The organism is Vibrio sp. 10N.222.52.B7 (assembly GCF_041474275.1).
GTDB lineage: Bacteria > Pseudomonadota > Gammaproteobacteria > Enterobacterales > Vibrionaceae > Vibrio > Vibrio crassostreae_C.
In genome coordinates this window covers 125,602-143,733 of sequence record NZ_JBFRTU010000011.1, presented here as the reverse complement: position 1 = coordinate 143,733, position 18,132 = coordinate 125,602, and the positions used below count along the sequence as shown (strand labels likewise).

Genomic DNA, 18,132 nt, shown 5'->3' with positions numbered 1-18,132 from the left:
ACTGCTATACTGATCCCTATCGGCGAATTTCACCTATAAATAGTGTCGCTATTCATTCACTTCTGTCTCAATAAATTGATCACGATTCACTCACGTTGAGTAGTATCCACCAGCAATGTATGGGCATGGGAATGTTGCGCTAAAATGCTGCACTGATAGAATAACCCCAATATGCACACTTAGGTGCTACCAAATTAAGAGATATGCAATGGCTGTAAAAATTAAAACTGCTGAAGAAATTGAAAAAATGCGCGTCGCCGGCAAGCTGGCCGCTGACATTATTGAGATGATCGAGCCTCACATCCAAGTGGGTACCACGACGGAAGAGCTCAATACGCTTTGTCATGAGTACGCTCTAGAAAGAGGTGCATACTCTGCGCCACTCGATTACCACGGTTTCCCTAAGTCTATCTGTACGTCTATCAATCATATTGTGTGTCACGGCATTCCCGCGTCACAAGACGAGACGGGTAGCACAGGTCAATTCAAACCTGCGGTACTCAAAGATGGCGACATTCTGAACGTTGATATCACAGTTATCATCCCTGATGACGCAAATGCCGATCTTAGTACTCGCCCTCAAGGCTACCACGGTGACACCTCTAAGATGTTCCTAGTGGGTGAGGTTTCACCTGCAAACAAGCGTCTGTGCATGGTTGCTCAAGAAGCACTTTACGAAGGCATGCGCCAAGTTAAGCCAGGTGTTCAACTTGGTCAAATCGGTACTGCTATCGAGAAGTACATCAAAACAAACAACAAGAACAACCCACGCGCTAAGTTCTCTATTGTTAAAGATTACTGTGGTCACGGCATTGGTTCTGAATTCCACGAAGATCCACAAGTAGTTCACTACAAGAACAGCGATCGGACCGTGCTAAAAGCAGGCATGTGCTTCACTATCGAGCCAATGATCAACGCGGGTAAGTTTGGCTGTCGTCTTGATGACGAAGATAGCTGGACAGTATACACAGCAGACAGCAAGAACTCGGCTCAATGGGAGCACACTCTGGTTGTAACTGATACTGGTTGTGAAGTACTAACACTGCGCAGCGATGATACAATCCCACGTATCATGAAGAACGCTTAGTTCACCGAACTGAGCGCATCAGCCTTTTAAAAATATCCTCGCATTGTCGAGGATATTTTTTATCCACTCAATTTCGATTTTCCATCAGCTTCTGTTAAATTGTTTACTATTCTCATTTGCTTGCACGGATAGCAGACTATGCCTTATCAATGCCCTCTTACGTTCAATGACGAACAAATTGAAATCTGCGAATTAAAAAATCAGCTCGAGATCTTCACGCAGTATCAAAAAAATGAATTTCTGAACCACCATCCCGTCACCGATTTGGTTCTACTGCGCTCCGAATACATGGATTTACTTCTCAATCGTTTGTGGGAAAATTTCGGATTCAACAAACTGCCTCATATTTCACTTGTCGCAGTGGGTGGTTATGGTCGTGGCGAACTGCATCCTTTGTCTGACATTGATATTCTCATTGTCTCGCAAAAAACACTACCACCAGCTCTTGGTGAAAAGGTCAGTCAATTCATTACTCTACTTTGGGATTTAAAGCTCGAAGTTGGCCATGCTGTGCGAACTATTACTGAGTGTCTCGATATCGGCACCGATGATTTAACCGTCGCGACCAACCTACAAGAGTCGCGATTGTTATGTGGTAGTGAAGACACTTTCCAAGAACTAAAACTGAAGATTCATTCCGATTCATTTTGGCCAAGTGAGACGTTTTACAAAGCCAAGATTCAAGAACAGAGAGAGCGTCATGCTCGCTACCACGACACCACCTATAATTTAGAACCGGACATCAAATCGACTCCGGGAGGGCTCAGAGACATCCATACCCTGAGCTGGGTTGCGCGTCGCCACTTCGGCGCGACCTCTTTGTTAGAGATGAGCAAATACGGCTTTCTGACCGATGCTGAATATCGTGAGCTCGTTGAGTGCCAAGATTTTTTATGGCGTGTTCGCTTTGCATTGCATATTGAACTGCGCCGTTACGACAACCGTTTAACGTTCGCGCATCAAGCTCAAGTCGCTGAACACCTGGGTTATACGGGTGAAGGAAACCGTGGTGTTGAGATGATGATGAAAGAGTTCTACCGAACCCTTCGTCGTGTTGCTGAACTGAATAAGATGCTGCTTAAGCTGTTCGATCAAGCGATCATCAATGGCGGTCAAACCCAAGACGCTGAAATTCTCGATAGTGATTTCCAACGTCGAGGTTCGTTGATCGAAGCGCGCAAGCCTGCCCTATTCCAAGCAAGACCAGAAACCATTCTCGATATGTTCATCCATATCGCCAATGACTCGACTATCGAAGGGGTAAGTCCACCAACATTGCGACAACTGCGTACGGCACGCCGTCGATTGAACCGATTCCTGCATACCATTCCTGAAGCTCGTGACAAGTTCATGGATCTAGTTCGCCACCCTAATGCCCTGCACAAAGCCTTTAGCTTAATGCACAAATTGGGCGTGCTCTCTGCGTACTTACCGCAGTGGAGCCAGATCGTTGGTCAGATGCAGTTTGACCTATTCCATGTTTACACCGTGGATGAGCACAGTATCCGCCTGCTCAAGCACATCAACCGCTTTGGTCAAATCGAAAACCACGATAAGCACCCTATCTGCTGTGAAGTCTATCCTCGAGTACAGAAGAAAGAGTTGCTGATCCTTGCCGCTATCTTCCATGACATCGGCAAAGGCCGCGGCGGAGACCACTCTGAGATAGGTGCGGTTGAGGCTTACTCTTTCTGTATTGAACACGGGCTATCGAAGCCTGAAGCCAAACAAGTCGCGTGGTTGGTACAAAATCACCTATTGATGTCAGTAACGGCTCAACGTCGTGATATCTACGACCCAGATGTGATCACCGAATTCGCCAAAAAAGTGCGTGATGAAGAATCACTCGAGCTACTGGTTTGTTTAACCGTTGCCGATATCTGTGCGACTAACCCTGAGCTATGGAACAGTTGGAAACGAACCCTGTTAGCTGAGCTGTTCCACTCAACGCAGCGAGCACTGCGCCGCGGCTTGGAAAACCCTGTCGATGTCAGAGACCGTATTCGTCACAACCAACAAATGGCATCAGCACTGCTGCGTAAAGAAGGCTTCACCGCTCGTGAGATTGAAGTGTTGTGGCAACGCTTTAAGGCCGATTATTTCTTGCGTCACACACATAAACAAATCGCTTGGCACTGTGAGCACTTACTTCGCCTAGAAGACCCAAGCCAACCGTTAGTGCTGATCAGTAAGAAAGCGACGCGCGGTGGCACAGAAGTGTTCGTTTATTGTAAAGACCAAGCAGCACTGTTTGCGACCGTGGTTGCCGAACTCGACAGACGTAACTTTAACGTTCATGACGCGCAGGTCATGGTTAGCAAAGATGGTCATGTTTTGGATACCTTTATCGTACTAGACCAGCACGGCGAAGCGATTGATGAAGCAAGACACAAAGCCGTTGCTAAACATCTGACTCATGTATTGACTGATGGCCGCCCGACTAAGATTAAGACGCGTCGCACGCCACGTAACTTGCAACACTTTAAGGTCAAAACCTTAGTTGAGTTCCTACCAACCAAGAGCAAGAAACGTACCTTGATGGAGTTAAGAGCTCTTGATACGCCGGGGTTATTGGCTCAAGTCGGTGCAACCTTTGCGGAGCTAGACATCAACTTGCACGGTGCCAAAATCACCACCATAGGTGAGCGAGCAGAGGATCTGTTTATTCTGACCAGTGAAGCGGGAGGAAGGCTGTCTGAAGAACAAGAACAGGCACTAAGAGAACGATTAACCGAGCACGTTTCTGAACTCGCACCTTAGAAAGCGAATTCAGTCTAAAAACAGGTTTAATAACCAAATAAGTGTGGGCAAAGATAGAGAGCGATCTTGCCCACAACTTACAATCAATTCACAGATATCAACTATCTAGCTCGTCGTTAGGCTGCTACATTGATCAAGTCAATTACATAAAAGTATTACATTCATAACCTAGAGGTCGCTTATGTATCCAAACCTCACTGGCTTAGGTATCCACGAACCTAAACAGATTGAACGTTACTCCCTTCGCCAAGAAGCGCACAAAGATATCCTGAAGATTTACTTTCGTAAGCAGAAAGGGGAACTGTTCGCGAAAAGCGTTAAATTTAAGTACCCACGACAAGTAAAAAGTGTGCTTGTTAGCGGTGGCAATAATCAATACAAAGAAGTGACAGAGATTAACCGCAACCTCACTCTTGTGATTGATGAACTCAACAAAATCACCAAACCGACGCCAACGGCTGAGGTGGATGTGAAGCAGAAGATCCTTACCGACTTACGCCATCTAGAGAAAGTGGTATCAAGCAAGATCGCTGAGATCGAAGCTGATCTAGAAAAGCTAAAATGATCCCGCGACTAACTATTACTGTTAACTAACCAACATTAGTTATGCCGTTAAGGTTATACAGATACAAAAAGGGCTGATATCACTATCAGCCCTTTGTTTTTTATTCTATTTTCTCTATTCACTTAGACTGGAGATTGCCTAAACACGCGAGACTTACTTAGACAAGCAAGTTTGAGCATCGATTAAGTTAGTATCCCACTCAAAGGTTTCAAACAACCTTAGCCAAGTTTCATCAAGGTTGGCCTTCATCACCAACTCTTCTTTTGTGAAAGGATGGATAAAGCGAAGCTCAGAAGCGTGCAACAACAAACGATGCGAATCTAAATCATCACGGAACAGTCGATTGTGCTTACCATCACCATGTGAAGTATCACCGACAATCGGATGTCTTAGATGAGCCATGTGACGACGCAGCTGATGTTTGCGACCTGTCTTTGGCATCATCTCAACCAAGCAGTAGCGGCTCGTAGGAAAGCGTCCTGTTGAATATGGCACTTCTACTTTTGCTAGCGGTTCATAGACTGTCACTGCCTCTTGCGCTTCTTTGTCTTCTTTCGCGAACTTATCTGCGATCTTATCCAGCTCAACCTTAAGTGCATAATCGAGCGTATCGCCCTCTTCTATCCAACCACGGACAATCGCATGATAGGTTTTTTGCATCTCATGATTAGCGAACATTGGCATCACCTGTGAAGCAACCTCACTCGACAACGCAAACACCAACACACCCGATGTCGGTCTGTCTAAGCGGTGTAATGGAAATACATGCTGACCAATTTGATCGCGCAATGTCTGCATAACAAATTGCGTTTCGTGTTTATCCAACCATGAACGATGCACTAGCATGCCAGCGGGCTTATTCACCGCGACAAAGTACTCATCTTGATAAATGATCTCTAACATTACGCACATACCTCATCAATGCTCTGAATTGTCACTAGCAGTTCGACTTTGTCTGCCTCATTTTTCCACACTTCACCAAAATAAGGATGGATAGCAAAGCCTTTCGGTAGGCTCATTTGGGCATCCATCATTGCGTTGATCTTAACGATAAAGATCCACTGCAACCACTCTTCCGGTTGTAACGAATCAATCCCGAAAGGTTCAACGCTCGCCAGAGCTTCATCCGAAGGCGGAAGCGTGCTCCATAGCGAACATTGGCGCATTTGTTCTTCTAATTGTTGAAGTAAAAGAGGTAACTTTGTGGCTGCTGTCATTTTTCACCAAGTTATTTATCTAGTGACCTTGAAATTGGGGCATAGAGTACCATCTATTTAGGAAAGAAAGTTAGGAGCTTTATTACTATGGAAACGATTCACACGCTCACTCAGTTACTAAAGAATAGCGGTTGCCAGTACGATATCTACGACCTAGGTCGCCGTATTCAGAAGATCGACAACACCTTATTCTCTGATGTTGAGCAAGGGAAACAGCCGTACCCATTTCCACTTCAGAAACAAGCTCACTTAGCGATTAGTTACTGGAACGAACACAAGCAACCTTGGATCTGGTTCCTAAAATTCAAACTGGACGAAAGAGGCCTATTACATCAAGGTGATGTCGGCAATTTCCTTAAGTTTGTTATCGAAGCGATGGGCACACGTTTGAACGGTGAGATCAGCGAAGAGCAACAACAAAAGCTGTCAAACAACCCATATACCTTCAAGCCTTCAGAAGACAAAATGGCCGTGTTCCATAGCCAAGTAAGAGCAGGTTTAGACCTTGCAACGAGCCAATACTACGAACACGCTCAACACTACTTCACAGGCGATCTAGGCTGGGACAACTGGAAAACCGTTGGCCTACAAGGCATCACTGATATGTGTGCTCGTTTAGGCAGCCAACAAAATGGTGTCGCGATTCGCAAAGCATTGAATAAGCTGCCTTCAGAACCTCTATACGCGACTCTCGGGGCGCTTGAGCATACGCAAATCAATGACAAGCTCGCTCAACGCTTACAAGAAATGGCAGAGAATGAGATTAACAGTCAAGAGCCAGATCTGTTCTTACTGTCAGCACTGGTACGTGCCCTTTCTGGCGCAGAGCAAAGCACAACCAACGCCGTAATTAACCAAGTTCTGGCTAGCCCGCGCTTAAGCCACCAAGAAGTATTGATTGGTTTGGCTGGTCGCAGCTGGCACGCACTGCAAGATCCTGCGATTGCTGAGCAGTTCTTGCTGCGTCTCGCACAAACGGGCAACCAAAACTTGTTCAATCAGTTATTTGCAGATTTAGTGATGATTCCGACACTGAGAATGGTATTTTTACCATTATTGAACTCGAACCCATCACCAGAACTCGCCAATGCACTTGTAGAATTACAACAAGCGGCTAAGTCGCAATAGATACCAGACAGAACAGCTCAGTAGCTCATAACAAAAAGCTCAAATCACGAACGGAATAGAGAGATAAAAGGAAGTATGGATTAAATGATAGATAACTTATTGGCTATTTTGATGCTGTGCTTCTTTTGCTTTCTGTTTTGGCAACAGCGCAGGCAATCCGAGCTTGCGAAAGCTGCCATTGCGAGAAAATGTAAAGAGCTCGACTTACAGCTATTAAGTGTTGCCTTTAGTGGTCATAAACTTAAGATGCGCCATGAGCTCACCACCATTTGGCGCTGGCACACCGTGTATCAATTTGAGTTTTCAGCGTTAGGTGATGACCTGTACCAAGGGAAACTGACCATGGTGGGCTTCCGTTCTATGCGGTTTGAGCTACAGCCTCATAGAATGTAACGTCGCAATACGCGGTATAACTATATTCATGATAAGGGCCAAACTGATCTTGTTTGGTCTCTTTAAATGCAAAGCCTAACTTTTCAAGTAACTTAATTGATGGGTTATGACCAACATTAACGGTCGCGACAACATTCGTTAGGTGTTCTTCAAAACAAACCAAACTAAAGAAAGGTTTTAGCACTTCACTAGCAAGGCCTTGATTCCAAAACTCCTTGTCCAGAATAAATCCCAGTTCATGCTTCCCTTCTTCAGACGAAACAAACAAATGCCCAAGGTATTCGCGGGTTTGGTTGTGGATAATGGCTCGGCAAAAACCAACGTTGTCGTTCAGTATTTCTTGAAATAGGTGTTTTGCAGAGGCAATAGAATGCGGCCCGTTCATTTCAGCACGATTGATGGGGCAGCAATTCAACTTGATAAAGTCATGTTCTAACTGCTCGGTATAAGGTACCAACAGCGTTCTTGAGGTTGCTATCGTCATAAAACACTCCTTGTGTTGACCATTAGCAGAAAAGCAGATGTCGCGTGCTTAGATAAAAGCTCCTGAATTAAAGAGAGCCCCTAGATAGAGAAAAAGCCTTAGGAAAAGAAAAGCCCCGACACCGAAGTGTCAGGGCTAGGGTCTTACTCGCAGCAGTCCGGCTACTAATTAATGCTCCATGCATCATCCATAATAGTGGCTGTAATCCTTCAGCTCTTTCCTTTACTTCGCCGTCCTAGCGGTGTCCAATCATCCTGAAAGCTAACAATCCTAGTTAGCGCACATCACTTGTTCCGTGAGCGGTGTCCTTTACATCGTCCTGATGCTAATCCAACCCTTTAATCCTAAAGGTGTCCATTGTCATTCCGTTGCAGCTAACTTCCTGTTAACTGACTGTATCCCTACAATGTCCTTACGCTCCATGCTTGATCACTCAATCCTAAGTAACCAAATCTTCATCCTGAAGATAACCAAATCCTTGGTGCTTTCCTGTTCCGTGTCAGAATCCTTCCGACAAGGTTTAATTTACGCGATTTAGGATTTCGGACAATAGATTTGCATCACATTTTGAATTCAAGAAAGTTGTTAATTATATAAAACAATTAAAATTCAACACCTTAACCATGTGCACATCAATCTCTCTAGCGATGTATTCGTGTTATCTCACAACCTTTGTAAGAGATCTCTCACAAGCCATGGGCGGTTTTATGATTCGCTATCATTCACCAGAGCGAGTAAAATGACTAAAGACTAAAAATGGAGATCAACATGCTGACAAAAGATGTTTCTGAAGAGTTGAAATCAGTGCTTGAAGGACTGCAAGCGCAAGGGAAAGAGCCGACAGTTGCTTTAGTTAAGGCTCGTATGAGCACATCCGTTCCGATGCCCGCTTTAATCACGACCATCAAGAGCTGGAAAAGCGCAAATCGTGTTCCTAAAGTTGAAGTCGCGACACAAGAAGAGCCAGCACTTGATCGTGTTAGCCAACTGGAAAAGCAAATCCTTGAACTCACTGCTCGCGTTGCCATGCTTGAAGCTAAACTAACTGATCAATAAGGCAACTGAGCAATAAGTTGACCGATAAATAAGCTAACAGAGAAATAGAACACTATGAAGATATGGGTTGATGCGGACGCTTGTCCAAAGGTTATCCGAGAAACAATCGTACGCGCAGCTGAGCGCACAGGGGTTGAATGTACCTTTGTGGCAAACCATCTGGTTCCCGTTCCTAAACGCAATAACATTCACTCAATTCAAGTGCCAAGCGGGTTTGATATTGCTGATGATGAAATCGTAAAGCGCACTGAACCCGGCGATCTTGTGATTACATCCGATATCCCTCTGGCTGACGAAGTGATCACTAAAGGTGGGCAAGCACTCAGCTCTCGTGGTGAGCTTTACACCAAAGAGACCATTAAAGCGCGTCTGAACATTCGTGACTTTATGGATACCATGCGCTCAAGTGGCATCCAAACGGGTGGACCAAGTGCCCTTTCTCAAACCGACCGTCGTGAGTTTGCCAACCACTTAGATAGAATTCTAGCCAAACGCTAGCTGGCTCATCCGAGCTTAGCCTAGTTCTATCTCTCCATAAAAAATCAAAAAACCTGCAAACAATGCAGGTTTTTTTAATATCAATTAGAAGAAGGTTTCCCCTACTCTACAACTAAGGCGTGTAGTACGTTGCAGCGCCTGGACCTACTGGTAGACCGAATACGAATACCCATAGGTAGAACAAGATGCTCCAACCAAACATGAATACCATTGAGTAAGGCAACATTGTCGCGATCAGTGTACCGATACCTAGGTTCTTCATGTAGCGAGTTGCTACGGCAAGGATAAGACCGAAGTAGCTCATCATTGGTGTAATGATGTTGGTTGTTGAATCACCGATACGGTAAGCCGCTTGAATCGTTTCAGGTGCGTAGCCTACTAGCATTAGCATTGGAACGAAGATTGGCGCTGTTACTGCCCACTGTGCAGAAGCTGAACCGATCATCAGGTTAATGAAACCACACATTAGGATGAATGCGAAGAACAACATTGGACCCGTTAGGCCGATATCCTGAAGGAATGTTGCGCCGCCTACAGCAACCACTTGACCAAAGTTCGTCCACTTAAAGAAAGCAACAAACTGTGCAGCAAAGAATACAAGAACGATGTACATGCCCATTGAAGACATCGACGTTGCCATTGCATTAATCACATCACGGTCATTCTTCATTGAACCGGTAATTTTGCCGTAAACAAAACCAGGAATAGCAAAGAATACAAAGATAAACGCGACGATACTTTTCAGGAATGGAGAGCCTGAAATCGTGCCCGCCTCTGAACGTAGAACACCGTCAGCAGGAACAACAGTCCAAGCTAAAAGCGCACTCACGATTAATACAGCGACACCCGCCAATCTAAGGCCTTTCTTCTCAATAGCAGTAAGCTTACCCATTGAGTCATTTGAAAGATCTTCAGACGCGTCTTCGACATTGTATTTACCCAGTTTAGGTTCAACAATCTTCTCTGTTACCAATGCGCCGGCAATCGAGATAAAGAAGGTCGAAATAAACATGAAGTACCAGTTTGATTCAGGGCCAACAGAGTAAGATGGATCAAGCATTTGTGCTGCTGTTTCTGTGATACCAGAAAGCAGTGGATCAACCGTACCGATAAGTAGATTTGCAGAATAACCACCAGATACACCAGCAAATGCTGCCGCTAGACCTGCTAATGGGTGACGACCCAATGAGTGGAAAAGCATTGCTGCAAGAGGGATAAGTACTACGTAACCCAGCTCTGAAGCCGTGTTAGAGATAATACCGGCAAATACCACGGTTACAGTAACCATGCGCTGAGATGCGCCCATTACCATGCCGCGCATTGCCGCAGATAATAGACCTGAGTGCTCAGCAATCGCAACACCTAGCATTGCAACAAGTACAGTACCAAGTGGCGCAAAGCCAACAAAGTTCGAAACTAGATTCGTTACGATGAGTTGTAAGCCTTCAGCATTAAGTAAGCTTACAACGTGGATCATACCATCAGCAGCACGACCACTAGCACCTTCAGGGCGAGGGTCCATGACAGACACTTCAAAGTAACCAGCAATACCTGAAGAAACTAGGATTGCGACACAGAAGATAGCAAAAAGAGTGATTGGGTGGGGTAAAAGGTTCCCCAAATATTCAACGCTGTCTAAAAAGCGTGTGAAAATAGGTTTTTTTGGTGCGTTGTTTTTTATTGAAGCAGATGAACTCATCTGTTCCCTCCTTGTGTAGTTATTCCTGTGCAATTGTGACAAAGATGTTCAAATTGCCAGCGAAGGGTACGCGACAAAAATATCAATTAGAAATTCAAAATGTTACAAAGTGTGTAACAAACGACGACTTTTAACTCTATTTGAACAATTAATTAGCAAATAAATCTATATTAAACACAAAATCTAGATTTATAATTCACAAGCACACATTCACTAGAAATATAACTCACAATATAACCCATTGATTCACTTGAAAATAAAATACATCGTACGTTAAATACACACTCGATATCCGGTTAAGTTCCTCTCGAAGGAAAAGAAAAACAGACAAATGAATGAAGTTTGACTTTCCCCTCGTTTTTACACACATGTCACATCATATTGACGGTTATTTTTGAACCGCTTTAAATCTTGGATTGGATTTACAGATCACATAGTGACGCCCTCTACGCTTAACTATCTGGCAATCAGGGTGACGGCTTTTCGCACTTTTAAGTGATTTAACAACTTTCATTATTTAGCTCCCTTACCTAATTGACCAAAACGACGAGTGAAGTTCGCAACGCGTCCCTCTTTATGTAGCACTCGTTGTTTGCCCGTATAGAAAGGATGCGACTTTGGCGACACCTCAATCGTGAAGTAAGGGCAAGTATTGCCGACTTCCCATTCGATAGTACGGTCTGTTTTTAGCGTTGAGCCGATTAAGAAGTACTCATCGACACTGGTGTCATGAAAAACCACGGGACGGTAATCTGGATGGATATTCGGTTTCATTGTATTCCCCTTAAATAACCAACTTGATATGTTATAACACTACAAGTGACAATTGTTATCAAAAGAAAAACAAGCGATTTTATGATATTTTTCCGTCTTAATCGTAATCAGAGAACACCCAACTATGTACACAATTGAACCTGTTGGCTTTATTGAGTCTCCTTATAAAGAGAAGTTCGCTGTGCCAAGGCAGCCCAGGTTGGTACCCACATCCACCTCAAGAGTCAGATTGGTTGATGCAGCAAACTGCCTTGAGTCTGTTCGTGATATAGAGCAATTTAGCCATGTTTGGTTACTATTTCTGTTCGACAAGAACCTTGAAGCAGGCTGGAAACCAACTGTGAGGCCACCTCGCCTTGGCGGGAATGAACGTATTGGTGTATTCGCGTCACGTGCCACATTCAGACCAAATGGAATTGGCATGTCTGCGGTTGAACTAAAAGGTGTGTCTCAAGAGAAAGGACAGACTTGGTTGGATCTCGGCAGCGTCGACTTAGTAGACGGTACACCGATCATCGACATCAAGCCTTATATCCCCTATTCAGATTCGATTCCGGATGCATTGGGAGGGTTTGCCGCCGATGAACCAGAAGTGCTCGACGTTAACTTTTCGCAGCAAGCGCAAAGTAAGCTCGCAAGCCATCCACAAGCGCGCCATATCATTCAGGTGATCAAAGAAGTATTAGGCCAAGATCCGCGACCTGCCTATAAAAAAGGCAAGCCTGACAACAAGGAATATGCGGTAAATTTGTTCAATCTTAACGTGAAATTCGTGGTTGAAACGCTTTTCATCAATGTAACTGACATTGAACGCTTTTGAGATCCCAAATAGGCTGATATTATATGCGGCTATATCAGATTTGCTGTGGTTACGAACGACAGTAAGTTTTCTTTTATCAATGATGAAACGGATACCATAGAATGCGTACCAGTAACTACCTTCTTTCTACTCTGAAAGAGACTCCAAACGACGCAGAAGTTATCAGCCACCAGCTGATGCTACGTGCAGGTATGATCCGTAAGCTAGCTTCAGGTTTATATACTTGGCTACCTACTGGTCTACGTGTACTGCGTAAAGTCGAAAATATCGTTCGCCAAGAGATCGATAATGCAGGTGCCGTTGAAATCTTGATGCCCGTAGTTCAACCGTTTGAGCTTTGGGAAGAGACTGGCCGTTCTGAAAAGATGGGGCCTGAGCTACTTCGTTTCACAGACCGTCACTCTCGTCCATTTGTTCTTAGCCCAACAGCTGAAGAAGTGGTAACGAGTCTAGTACGTAACGAGATCAGCTCTTACAAACAGCTACCTCTAAATCTGTACCAAATCCAGACTAAATTCCGTGATGAGCGCCGCCCTCGTTTTGGCGTAATGCGTGCACGTGAATTCTCTATGATGGATGCGTACAGCTTTGATATCGACAAAGAAGGCTTAGAAAAGTCTTACCAAGCGATGCACGATGCTTACTGTAAAGCATTCGACCGCATGGGCCTTGAATACCGCCCGGTATTAGCAGACTCTGGCGCAATCGGCGGCAGCGGCTCTCAAGAGTTCCACGTTCTTGCTGAAAGCGGCGAAGACCTAATCGCATTCTCTTCTGAATCTGATTACGCAGCGAACATCGAGAAAGCAGAAGCACTAGCTCCTACTGAAGAAGTTGCAGCGCCTACTCAAGAGATGGAATTGGTTGATACGCCAAACGCAAAAACAATCGCAGAACTTGTAGAGCAGCACGGTCTAGCAATCGAGAAGACAGTTAAGACTCTATTCGTTAAAGCATCTGATGAAGTAGAAGCAGATATTATTGCTCTAATCATCCGTGGTGACCACGAGCTTAACGAAGTGAAAGCAGAAAACCTTCCACAGGTTGCTTCTCCGCTAGAGATGGCTTCTGAAGAAGAAATCCGCGCACTTGTTGGTGCAGGTCCTGGTTCACTTGGACCTGTTGGCCTAGAGCTACCATTCATCGTTGACCGCTCTGTTGCTGTAATGAGCGACTTTGGCGCTGGTGCAAACGTAGATGGTAAGCACTACTTCGGCATCAACTGGGGTCGTGACGTTGAGCTGGCTCAAGTTGAAGACCTACGTAACGTTGTTGAAGGCGACCTAAGCCCATGTGGTCAAGGTACTATCCAGCTTAAGCGTGGTATTGAAGTTGGTCACATCTTCCAACTAGGTAATACTTACTCTAAAGCAATGAACTGTAACGTGCTTGGCCCTGATGGTAAGAGCGTAATCCTAGAAATGGGTTGTTACGGTATCGGTGTTTCACGTGTTGTTGCATCTGCTATCGAGCAAAACCACGATAAATTCGGTATCACTTGGCCAGACGCACTAGCGCCGTTCCAAGTTGCTATCGTACCAATGAACATGCACAAATCTGAGCGCGTTAAAGAAGCAGCTGAGAAGCTATACGCTGAATTAACAGCTATGGGTATCGAAGTTTTATTCGATGACCGTAAAGAGCGCCCTGGTGTTATGTTTAAAGATATCGAGCTTGTGGGTATCCCTCACACTATCGTTATCGGCGATCGCAGCATGGACGAAGGTAACTTCGAATACAAAAACCGTCGTACTGGTGATAAAGAAGCTATCGCAATGGACACGGTTATCGAGCACCTTAAGGCTCAACTAGCTTAGTAATCCGATTACTGACTAGATAAACATTGAAAGGCTGCCGTTAGGTGGCCTTTTTTGTGCCTGTCATTTCGCTTCAAACTCCCTTCTATTTATCAGTAGAGTAAATAACGTAAGTTAATCCCCTGTTCATCTTTAAATCCGTATATTGGTGTCATCAACTTTTTGGACATGCTCACCATTGGAGGTATCGATGGATATCAAAAGCTTACTGAACCAAGCACTTAAATCAGATCTCGTAAAACAAGGTACTCAGAAACTTTCACAAGGGTCTTCAAGTTTAAGTGGCCTTTCTCAAGGCAGCAATAGCAAGAGTAGCAGTAAAAGTACACTCGGAGCCTTCGGTGCAGGCGCAGTTGGCGGAGGACTGTTAGGTGCGTTAATGGGCTCTAAGAAGACTAAGAAAATGGGTAAGAAAGCGGCTGGGATTGGCGGCGCAGCAGCACTGGGCGCTTTGGCTTATAAAGTCTACAACGACTACCAGTCCAAACAAGGCCAGACACCTAACGCCGAACAGGCTCAGTTTGATGAAAATGATGCAAACCACAGCGTGCTGATTCTACGATCGATGATTGCCGCGTCTAAAGCTGATGGCCATGTTGATGAAGAAGAGATGGCTAAGATAGAGCAAGCCGTCGAGAATATGGGCGCTGATTATCAACTGACTAAATTGGTCTCTGAAGAACTGCATAAGCCACTCGACCCAAGCGAAATCGCTCAACTGGCAACGTCACCTCAACAGGCGAGTGAGATCTACTTAGCCTCTTTGATTGTGGCCGACGAACAGAATTTCATGGAAAAGGCGTACCTGAAAGAGCTCGCGAAACAGCTCAATCTTGCTGATGAAGTCACCTATCAACTTGAACAACAAGTCTCTGGCTAATCGGCAAGTACCAAACGAAGCCGTAAAGAACGGCCTAAGCAGCGAGCTAACCAAGTGAGATATTGAGCAAGGACAAACTAACTCTGAACTTGATCAGATCCACTTTGTTTTTGCTTATCTCTATGTGTATATTGAGATCAGTTATCATTTGGTTAGGTATAAAAATGAAAGTATACGATTGTTGTGATTTGGTTCGTGAACTGTATTCTCAAATTGGCAGTGGCGACCAAGGCTATATCCCTAAAGCGATCACCTGCGCGGTAAAAACATTGAATGACCTTGCTGCAGATGAATCTCTTCCTAAAGAAGCGCGTGAGCGTGCAGCATTTGCCGCTGCAAACCTGCTGATCTCAGATTTCGAGGACTAATATGAACCTCGCTAATTTTGAAAAAATGGATCCTGTAATGTTGATGAGTATCGTCAACATGAAGCTACGTGACGACTTCGGTGGTGATTTAGATCGAGTGGTCAACTTCTACGAAATCGACAAAGCAGCCTTAATCGCTAAGCTCGCGTCTGCTGGTTTTGAGTATCTTCCAGAAGCTAAACAGTTTCGATAGTCGTTTAAAAAATCTTCCTATTTAAAGACCAGCCTCTGTGTTGGTCTTTTTTTGTTGGTGATACGTAATAAGGAAACACGCAGCAAACCCATTATAAATTATCTGTATGCACCTATACTTTTATATCTTAGAGTCAACGAACGCGCCTTGAACCAAAGCGTATTGTTGTATAGGCTACCTAAACTAGCATATAAAACTCATCACTCAACTTGATGATAGTGAAGGATTAACAATGAAAAGACTCGGACTTTTAGCCGTTATCGCAGCCGCACTCACCGCAGGTTGCGCTTCAAATACTCAGCAAGACAACTTTCGCGAAGCCTCTTTTGAGCTGTGTAATACTGAAGTCGATATTTACTCTGTAAGCCATGATGAACGAGTTCGTATTGTCTGTTCTGATGGCTCTAAATTCGCTTTGAACAGCGAAGACACATTAGAAGTGATGCGTGACATCAACATCGACTACTGTGATGGCGAAGGCCTAGGTAAGTTCAGTGAAAGCCGCCACTACTACTCTTTCAAGTGTAAGTCAGGCACCCTACTTAGCATCAAAAAGTAGAATCGACACTACCAAATACCAAAGGGTTAATGTGAAAGCATTAACCCTTTTTAATACCCGCTTTTCTTTACTCTTAATCCCAAATCCACCAGCCACCAGATACAAAAAATAGCTCCTTTAAAGAAGCCTCTAGTATCATTGCTTTTCAAAGTAGTTGTTTGAAATTCTAAGAGAGCACGCAGAGATTACGGGTGTAAGTGAGCATGCTCGACAACGTAATACCCAAAAAAACAAAAAAAGCTCCCAACAGGAGCCTTTCAAATCGTATTTTTCAATCAAATAGCTTTAGTTCAAGGAAAAGGCGCGGAGTTTACGAATGTAAATGAGCACCTTTGACACAGAAATTAAGCTATTTGAGCCAGAAAAATTAAGCGTAAACAGGTAGACGCTTACAGATCTCTAGTACTTTTGCTTTAGTCGCTTCGATAACAGACTCATCACCCATGTTATCTAGGATGTCACAGATCCAACCTGCTAGCTCTTTCGCGTCTGCTTCTGAGAAACCGCGACGAGTGATAGAAGGAGAACCGATACGGATACCTGAAGTAACGAATGGGCTACGTGGGTCGTTTGGTACTGAGTTCTTGTTTACAGTGATGTTTGCTGCACCTAGTGCTGCATCTGCTTCTTTACCTGTGATGTCTTTGTTGATTAGGTCAACTAGGAACAGGTGGTTCTCTGTAGAACCTGAAACGATGTTGTAACCACGAGCTAGGAATTCAGCAACCATTGCTTTTGCGTTAGCAACAACGCGTGCTTGGTATTCTTTGAACTCTGGCTCTAGAGCTTCTTTGAACGCTACTGCTTTACCAGCGATAACGTGCATTAGAGGACCACCTTGGCCGCCTGGGAATACTGCTGAGTTCAGCTTCTTGTAAAGATCTTCGCCTTCGTTAGAAAGGATTAGACCACCACGAGGACCCGCAAGCGTTTTGTGCGTCGTTGTAGTTACTACGTGAGCGTGTGGCACTGGGTTCGGGTAAACGCCTGCAGCGATTAGACCTGCTACGTGAGCCATATCTACGAACAGGTAAGCACCTACTTTGTCAGCGATTTCACGCATGCGCTTCCAATCACAGATTTGAGAGTAAGCAGAGAAACCACCGATGATCATCTTAGGCTTGTTCTCGATAGCCAGCTTTTCCATCTCTTCGTAATCGATTTGACCCGCTTCATCGATACCGTAAGGGATGATGTTGTAAAGCTTACCAGAGAAGTTTACTGGAGAACCGTGAGTTAGGTGACCACCGTGTGCTAGGCTCATACCTAGAACCGTATCGCCTGCATTTAGTAGTGCCATGTATACAGCGTTATTTGCTTGAGAACCTGAGTGAGGCTGTACGTTTGCGTACTCTGCACCAAATAGTTCACATGCACGTTCAATTGCTAGAGTTTCAACTTTGTCTACGTACTCACAACCACCGTAGTAACGCTTGCCTGGGTAGCCTTCAGCGTATTTGTTTGTTAGCTGAGAACCTTGAGCTTCCATTACACGTGGGCTTGTGTAGTTTTCTGAAGCGATAAGTTCGATATGCTCTTCCTGACGAAGAGTTTCTTCTTGGATAGCTGCGAATAGATCCGCATCGTAATCAGCAATGTTCATGTCACGCTTAAGCATCTGTATCTCCTGACTCAGATTGTACTGAAAGTTTCAAAAAAACCACACAACGACCGAAAGCAAACGTTTCCGTCACCGTTTTGATGTGACGCATTCTACATAATTTGATCTAGGTCATAAAGAGCTAATTGCAATTTTATCATGCAGTTTTTTCATAATCACAAATAAGATTCATCATGGTTATTTGGCTTATCCAACCAAAGATGGCGCTTACTG

20 protein-coding genes are annotated in these 18,132 nt (G+C 44.5%); 13 read left to right on the top strand and 7 right to left on the bottom strand.

The features are described from left to right. Window positions 1-208: 208 nt before the first annotated feature. The 3 genes from map (at window position 209) to AB4512_RS04705 (ending at window position 4,412) form a co-directional block, all read left to right on the top strand. Entirely contained in the window at window positions 209-1,087 is an 879-nt protein-coding gene (gene map, locus AB4512_RS04715; protein WP_017060743.1) for a type I methionyl aminopeptidase, read from the top strand. Between the two features lie 138 nt (window positions 1,088-1,225). Continuing rightward, entirely contained in the window at window positions 1,226-3,847 is a 2,622-nt protein-coding gene (gene glnD, locus AB4512_RS04710) for a bifunctional uridylyltransferase/uridylyl-removing protein GlnD (protein ID WP_017060744.1), read from the top strand. A 181-nt stretch (window positions 3,848-4,028) separates the two neighbouring features. Beyond that, the gene (locus AB4512_RS04705) at window positions 4,029-4,412 is read left to right on the top strand and encodes a DUF3461 family protein (RefSeq protein ID WP_004734354.1); all 384 of its coding nucleotides are present in this window, start codon (window positions 4,029-4,031) and stop codon (window positions 4,410-4,412) included. A gap of 153 nt (window positions 4,413-4,565) precedes the next feature. On the opposite strand, the gene truC is transcribed toward AB4512_RS04705, so the two are convergent. Beyond that, on the bottom strand, window positions 4,566-5,315 hold the full coding sequence (gene truC / locus AB4512_RS04700) for a tRNA pseudouridine(65) synthase TruC (protein WP_017060745.1): 750 nt from the start codon (window positions 5,313-5,315) through the stop codon (window positions 4,566-4,568). Next, complete coding sequence (locus AB4512_RS04695) at window positions 5,315-5,629, bottom strand: YqcC family protein (protein WP_017063358.1); 315 nt, start codon at window positions 5,627-5,629, stop codon at window positions 5,315-5,317. The genes truC and AB4512_RS04695 overlap by 1 nt, the downstream gene beginning before the upstream one ends. Before the next feature lie 87 nt (window positions 5,630-5,716). On the opposite strand from AB4512_RS04695, the gene AB4512_RS04690 reads away from it, so the two are divergent. Both AB4512_RS04690 and AB4512_RS04685 read left to right on the top strand, forming a co-directional pair. Continuing rightward, the gene (locus AB4512_RS04690) at window positions 5,717-6,757 is read left to right on the top strand and encodes a DUF3549 family protein (protein WP_017060747.1); all 1,041 of its coding nucleotides are present in this window, start codon (window positions 5,717-5,719) and stop codon (window positions 6,755-6,757) included. Between the two features lie 84 nt (window positions 6,758-6,841). Then, on the top strand, window positions 6,842-7,150 hold the full coding sequence (locus tag AB4512_RS04685; protein WP_017060748.1) for a DUF3301 domain-containing protein: 309 nt from the start codon (window positions 6,842-6,844) through the stop codon (window positions 7,148-7,150). Here AB4512_RS04685 and AB4512_RS04680 read toward each other — a convergent pair. Continuing rightward, the gene (locus AB4512_RS04680; protein ID WP_017060749.1) at window positions 7,116-7,634 is read right to left on the bottom strand and encodes a GNAT family N-acetyltransferase; all 519 of its coding nucleotides are present in this window, start codon (window positions 7,632-7,634) and stop codon (window positions 7,116-7,118) included. The two genes, AB4512_RS04685 and AB4512_RS04680, sit on opposite strands and share 35 nt — an antisense overlap. A gap of 768 nt (window positions 7,635-8,402) precedes the next feature. Here AB4512_RS04680 and AB4512_RS04675 point away from each other — a divergent pair. Continuing rightward, window positions 8,403-8,690 carry a hypothetical protein gene (locus AB4512_RS04675; protein WP_017069390.1) on the top strand — a complete coding sequence of 96 codons (288 nt, stop codon included), beginning with the start codon at window positions 8,403-8,405 and terminating at the stop codon, window positions 8,688-8,690. Window positions 8,691-8,744: 54 nt separating this feature from the next. After that, window positions 8,745-9,188: a YaiI/YqxD family protein gene (locus AB4512_RS04670; protein WP_017063355.1), complete on the top strand. Its 444-nt coding sequence runs from the start codon at window positions 8,745-8,747 to the stop codon at window positions 9,186-9,188. Between the two features lie 112 nt (window positions 9,189-9,300). Here AB4512_RS04670 and AB4512_RS04665 read toward each other — a convergent pair whose 3' ends face one another. The 3 genes from AB4512_RS04665 to AB4512_RS04655 form a co-directional block, all read right to left on the bottom strand. After that, window positions 9,301-10,887 (bottom strand): AbgT family transporter, encoded by a 1,587-nt coding sequence (locus AB4512_RS04665; protein ID WP_010436458.1) that lies wholly within the window; start codon window positions 10,885-10,887, stop codon window positions 9,301-9,303. Window positions 10,888-11,275: 388 nt separating this feature from the next. Then, window positions 11,276-11,401, bottom strand: a complete 126-nt coding sequence (ykgO, locus tag AB4512_RS04660) for a type B 50S ribosomal protein L36 (protein ID WP_010436457.1) — start codon at window positions 11,399-11,401, stop codon at window positions 11,276-11,278. Next, a complete protein-coding gene (locus tag AB4512_RS04655; protein WP_136982694.1) occupies window positions 11,401-11,661 on the bottom strand; it encodes a type B 50S ribosomal protein L31 in 261 nt (86 codons plus the stop codon). Before AB4512_RS04655 ends, ykgO begins: the two co-directional genes overlap by 1 nt. A 124-nt stretch (window positions 11,662-11,785) precedes the next feature. Here AB4512_RS04655 and tsaA point away from each other — a divergent pair, with 124 nt between their 5' ends. The 6 genes from tsaA (at window position 11,786) to AB4512_RS04625 (ending at window position 16,298) form a co-directional block, all read left to right on the top strand. Then, entirely contained in the window at window positions 11,786-12,481 is a 696-nt protein-coding gene (gene tsaA, locus AB4512_RS04650; RefSeq protein ID WP_017063354.1) for a tRNA (N6-threonylcarbamoyladenosine(37)-N6)-methyltransferase TrmO, read from the top strand. A gap of 101 nt (window positions 12,482-12,582) precedes the next feature. Further along, window positions 12,583-14,298: a proline--tRNA ligase gene (locus AB4512_RS04645; RefSeq protein WP_010436451.1), complete on the top strand. Its 1,716-nt coding sequence runs from the start codon at window positions 12,583-12,585 to the stop codon at window positions 14,296-14,298. Window positions 14,299-14,488: 190 nt separating this feature from the next. Beyond that, window positions 14,489-15,178 carry a tellurite resistance TerB family protein gene (locus AB4512_RS04640; RefSeq protein ID WP_017060754.1) on the top strand — a complete coding sequence of 230 codons (690 nt, stop codon included), beginning with the start codon at window positions 14,489-14,491 and terminating at the stop codon, window positions 15,176-15,178. Between the two features lie 164 nt (window positions 15,179-15,342). Further along, window positions 15,343-15,546, top strand: a complete 204-nt coding sequence (locus tag AB4512_RS04635; RefSeq protein WP_008222923.1) for a YaeP family protein — start codon at window positions 15,343-15,345, stop codon at window positions 15,544-15,546. 1 nt (window position 15,547) lies between these two features. Then, complete coding sequence (locus tag AB4512_RS04630) at window positions 15,548-15,739, top strand: DUF4250 domain-containing protein (RefSeq protein WP_004738555.1); 192 nt, start codon at window positions 15,548-15,550, stop codon at window positions 15,737-15,739. A gap of 232 nt (window positions 15,740-15,971) precedes the next feature. Then, window positions 15,972-16,298 (top strand): hypothetical protein, encoded by a 327-nt coding sequence (locus AB4512_RS04625; protein ID WP_017072003.1) that lies wholly within the window; start codon window positions 15,972-15,974, stop codon window positions 16,296-16,298. A gap of 367 nt (window positions 16,299-16,665) precedes the next feature. Here AB4512_RS04625 and glyA read toward each other — a convergent pair whose 3' ends face one another. Beyond that, window positions 16,666-17,916 carry a serine hydroxymethyltransferase gene (glyA, locus tag AB4512_RS04620; protein ID WP_017066387.1) on the bottom strand — a complete coding sequence of 417 codons (1,251 nt, stop codon included), beginning with the start codon at window positions 17,914-17,916 and terminating at the stop codon, window positions 16,666-16,668. Window positions 17,917-18,132: the final 216 nt, after the last annotated feature.

Bases quoted from the DNA above. Each gene is read 5' to 3' on its own strand.
- ykgO (WP_010436457.1), bottom strand. From the start codon at position 11,401: ATGAAAGTTGTTAAATCACTTAAAAGTGCGAAAAGCCGTCACCCTGAT.
- AB4512_RS04635 (WP_008222923.1), top strand. From the start codon at position 15,343: ATGAAAGTATACGATTGTTGTGATTTGGTTCGTGAACTGTATTCTCAA.
- AB4512_RS04690 (WP_017060747.1), top strand. From the start codon at position 5,717: ATGGAAACGATTCACACGCTCACTCAGTTACTAAAGAATAGCGGTTGC.
- glnD (WP_017060744.1), top strand. From the start codon at position 1,226: ATGCCTTATCAATGCCCTCTTACGTTCAATGACGAACAAATTGAAATC.
- AB4512_RS04665 (WP_010436458.1), bottom strand. From the start codon at position 10,887: ATGAGTTCATCTGCTTCAATAAAAAACAACGCACCAAAAAAACCTATT.
- AB4512_RS04625 (WP_017072003.1), top strand. From the start codon at position 15,972: ATGAAAAGACTCGGACTTTTAGCCGTTATCGCAGCCGCACTCACCGCA.
- AB4512_RS04640 (WP_017060754.1), top strand. From the start codon at position 14,489: ATGGATATCAAAAGCTTACTGAACCAAGCACTTAAATCAGATCTCGTA.
- glyA (WP_017066387.1), bottom strand. From the start codon at position 17,916: ATGCTTAAGCGTGACATGAACATTGCTGATTACGATGCGGATCTATTC.
- AB4512_RS04705 (WP_004734354.1), top strand. From the start codon at position 4,029: ATGTATCCAAACCTCACTGGCTTAGGTATCCACGAACCTAAACAGATT.
- AB4512_RS04655 (WP_136982694.1), bottom strand. From the start codon at position 11,661: ATGAAACCGAATATCCATCCAGATTACCGTCCCGTGGTTTTTCATGAC.
- AB4512_RS04685 (WP_017060748.1), top strand. From the start codon at position 6,842: ATGATAGATAACTTATTGGCTATTTTGATGCTGTGCTTCTTTTGCTTT.
- AB4512_RS04645 (WP_010436451.1), top strand. From the start codon at position 12,583: ATGCGTACCAGTAACTACCTTCTTTCTACTCTGAAAGAGACTCCAAAC.
- AB4512_RS04695 (WP_017063358.1), bottom strand. From the start codon at position 5,629: ATGACAGCAGCCACAAAGTTACCTCTTTTACTTCAACAATTAGAAGAA.
- AB4512_RS04680 (WP_017060749.1), bottom strand. From the start codon at position 7,634: ATGACGATAGCAACCTCAAGAACGCTGTTGGTACCTTATACCGAGCAG.
- AB4512_RS04630 (WP_004738555.1), top strand. From the start codon at position 15,548: ATGAACCTCGCTAATTTTGAAAAAATGGATCCTGTAATGTTGATGAGT.
- AB4512_RS04670 (WP_017063355.1), top strand. From the start codon at position 8,745: ATGAAGATATGGGTTGATGCGGACGCTTGTCCAAAGGTTATCCGAGAA.
- AB4512_RS04675 (WP_017069390.1), top strand. From the start codon at position 8,403: ATGCTGACAAAAGATGTTTCTGAAGAGTTGAAATCAGTGCTTGAAGGA.
- map (WP_017060743.1), top strand. From the start codon at position 209: ATGGCTGTAAAAATTAAAACTGCTGAAGAAATTGAAAAAATGCGCGTC.
- tsaA (WP_017063354.1), top strand. From the start codon at position 11,786: ATGTACACAATTGAACCTGTTGGCTTTATTGAGTCTCCTTATAAAGAG.
- truC (WP_017060745.1), bottom strand. From the start codon at position 5,315: ATGTTAGAGATCATTTATCAAGATGAGTACTTTGTCGCGGTGAATAAG.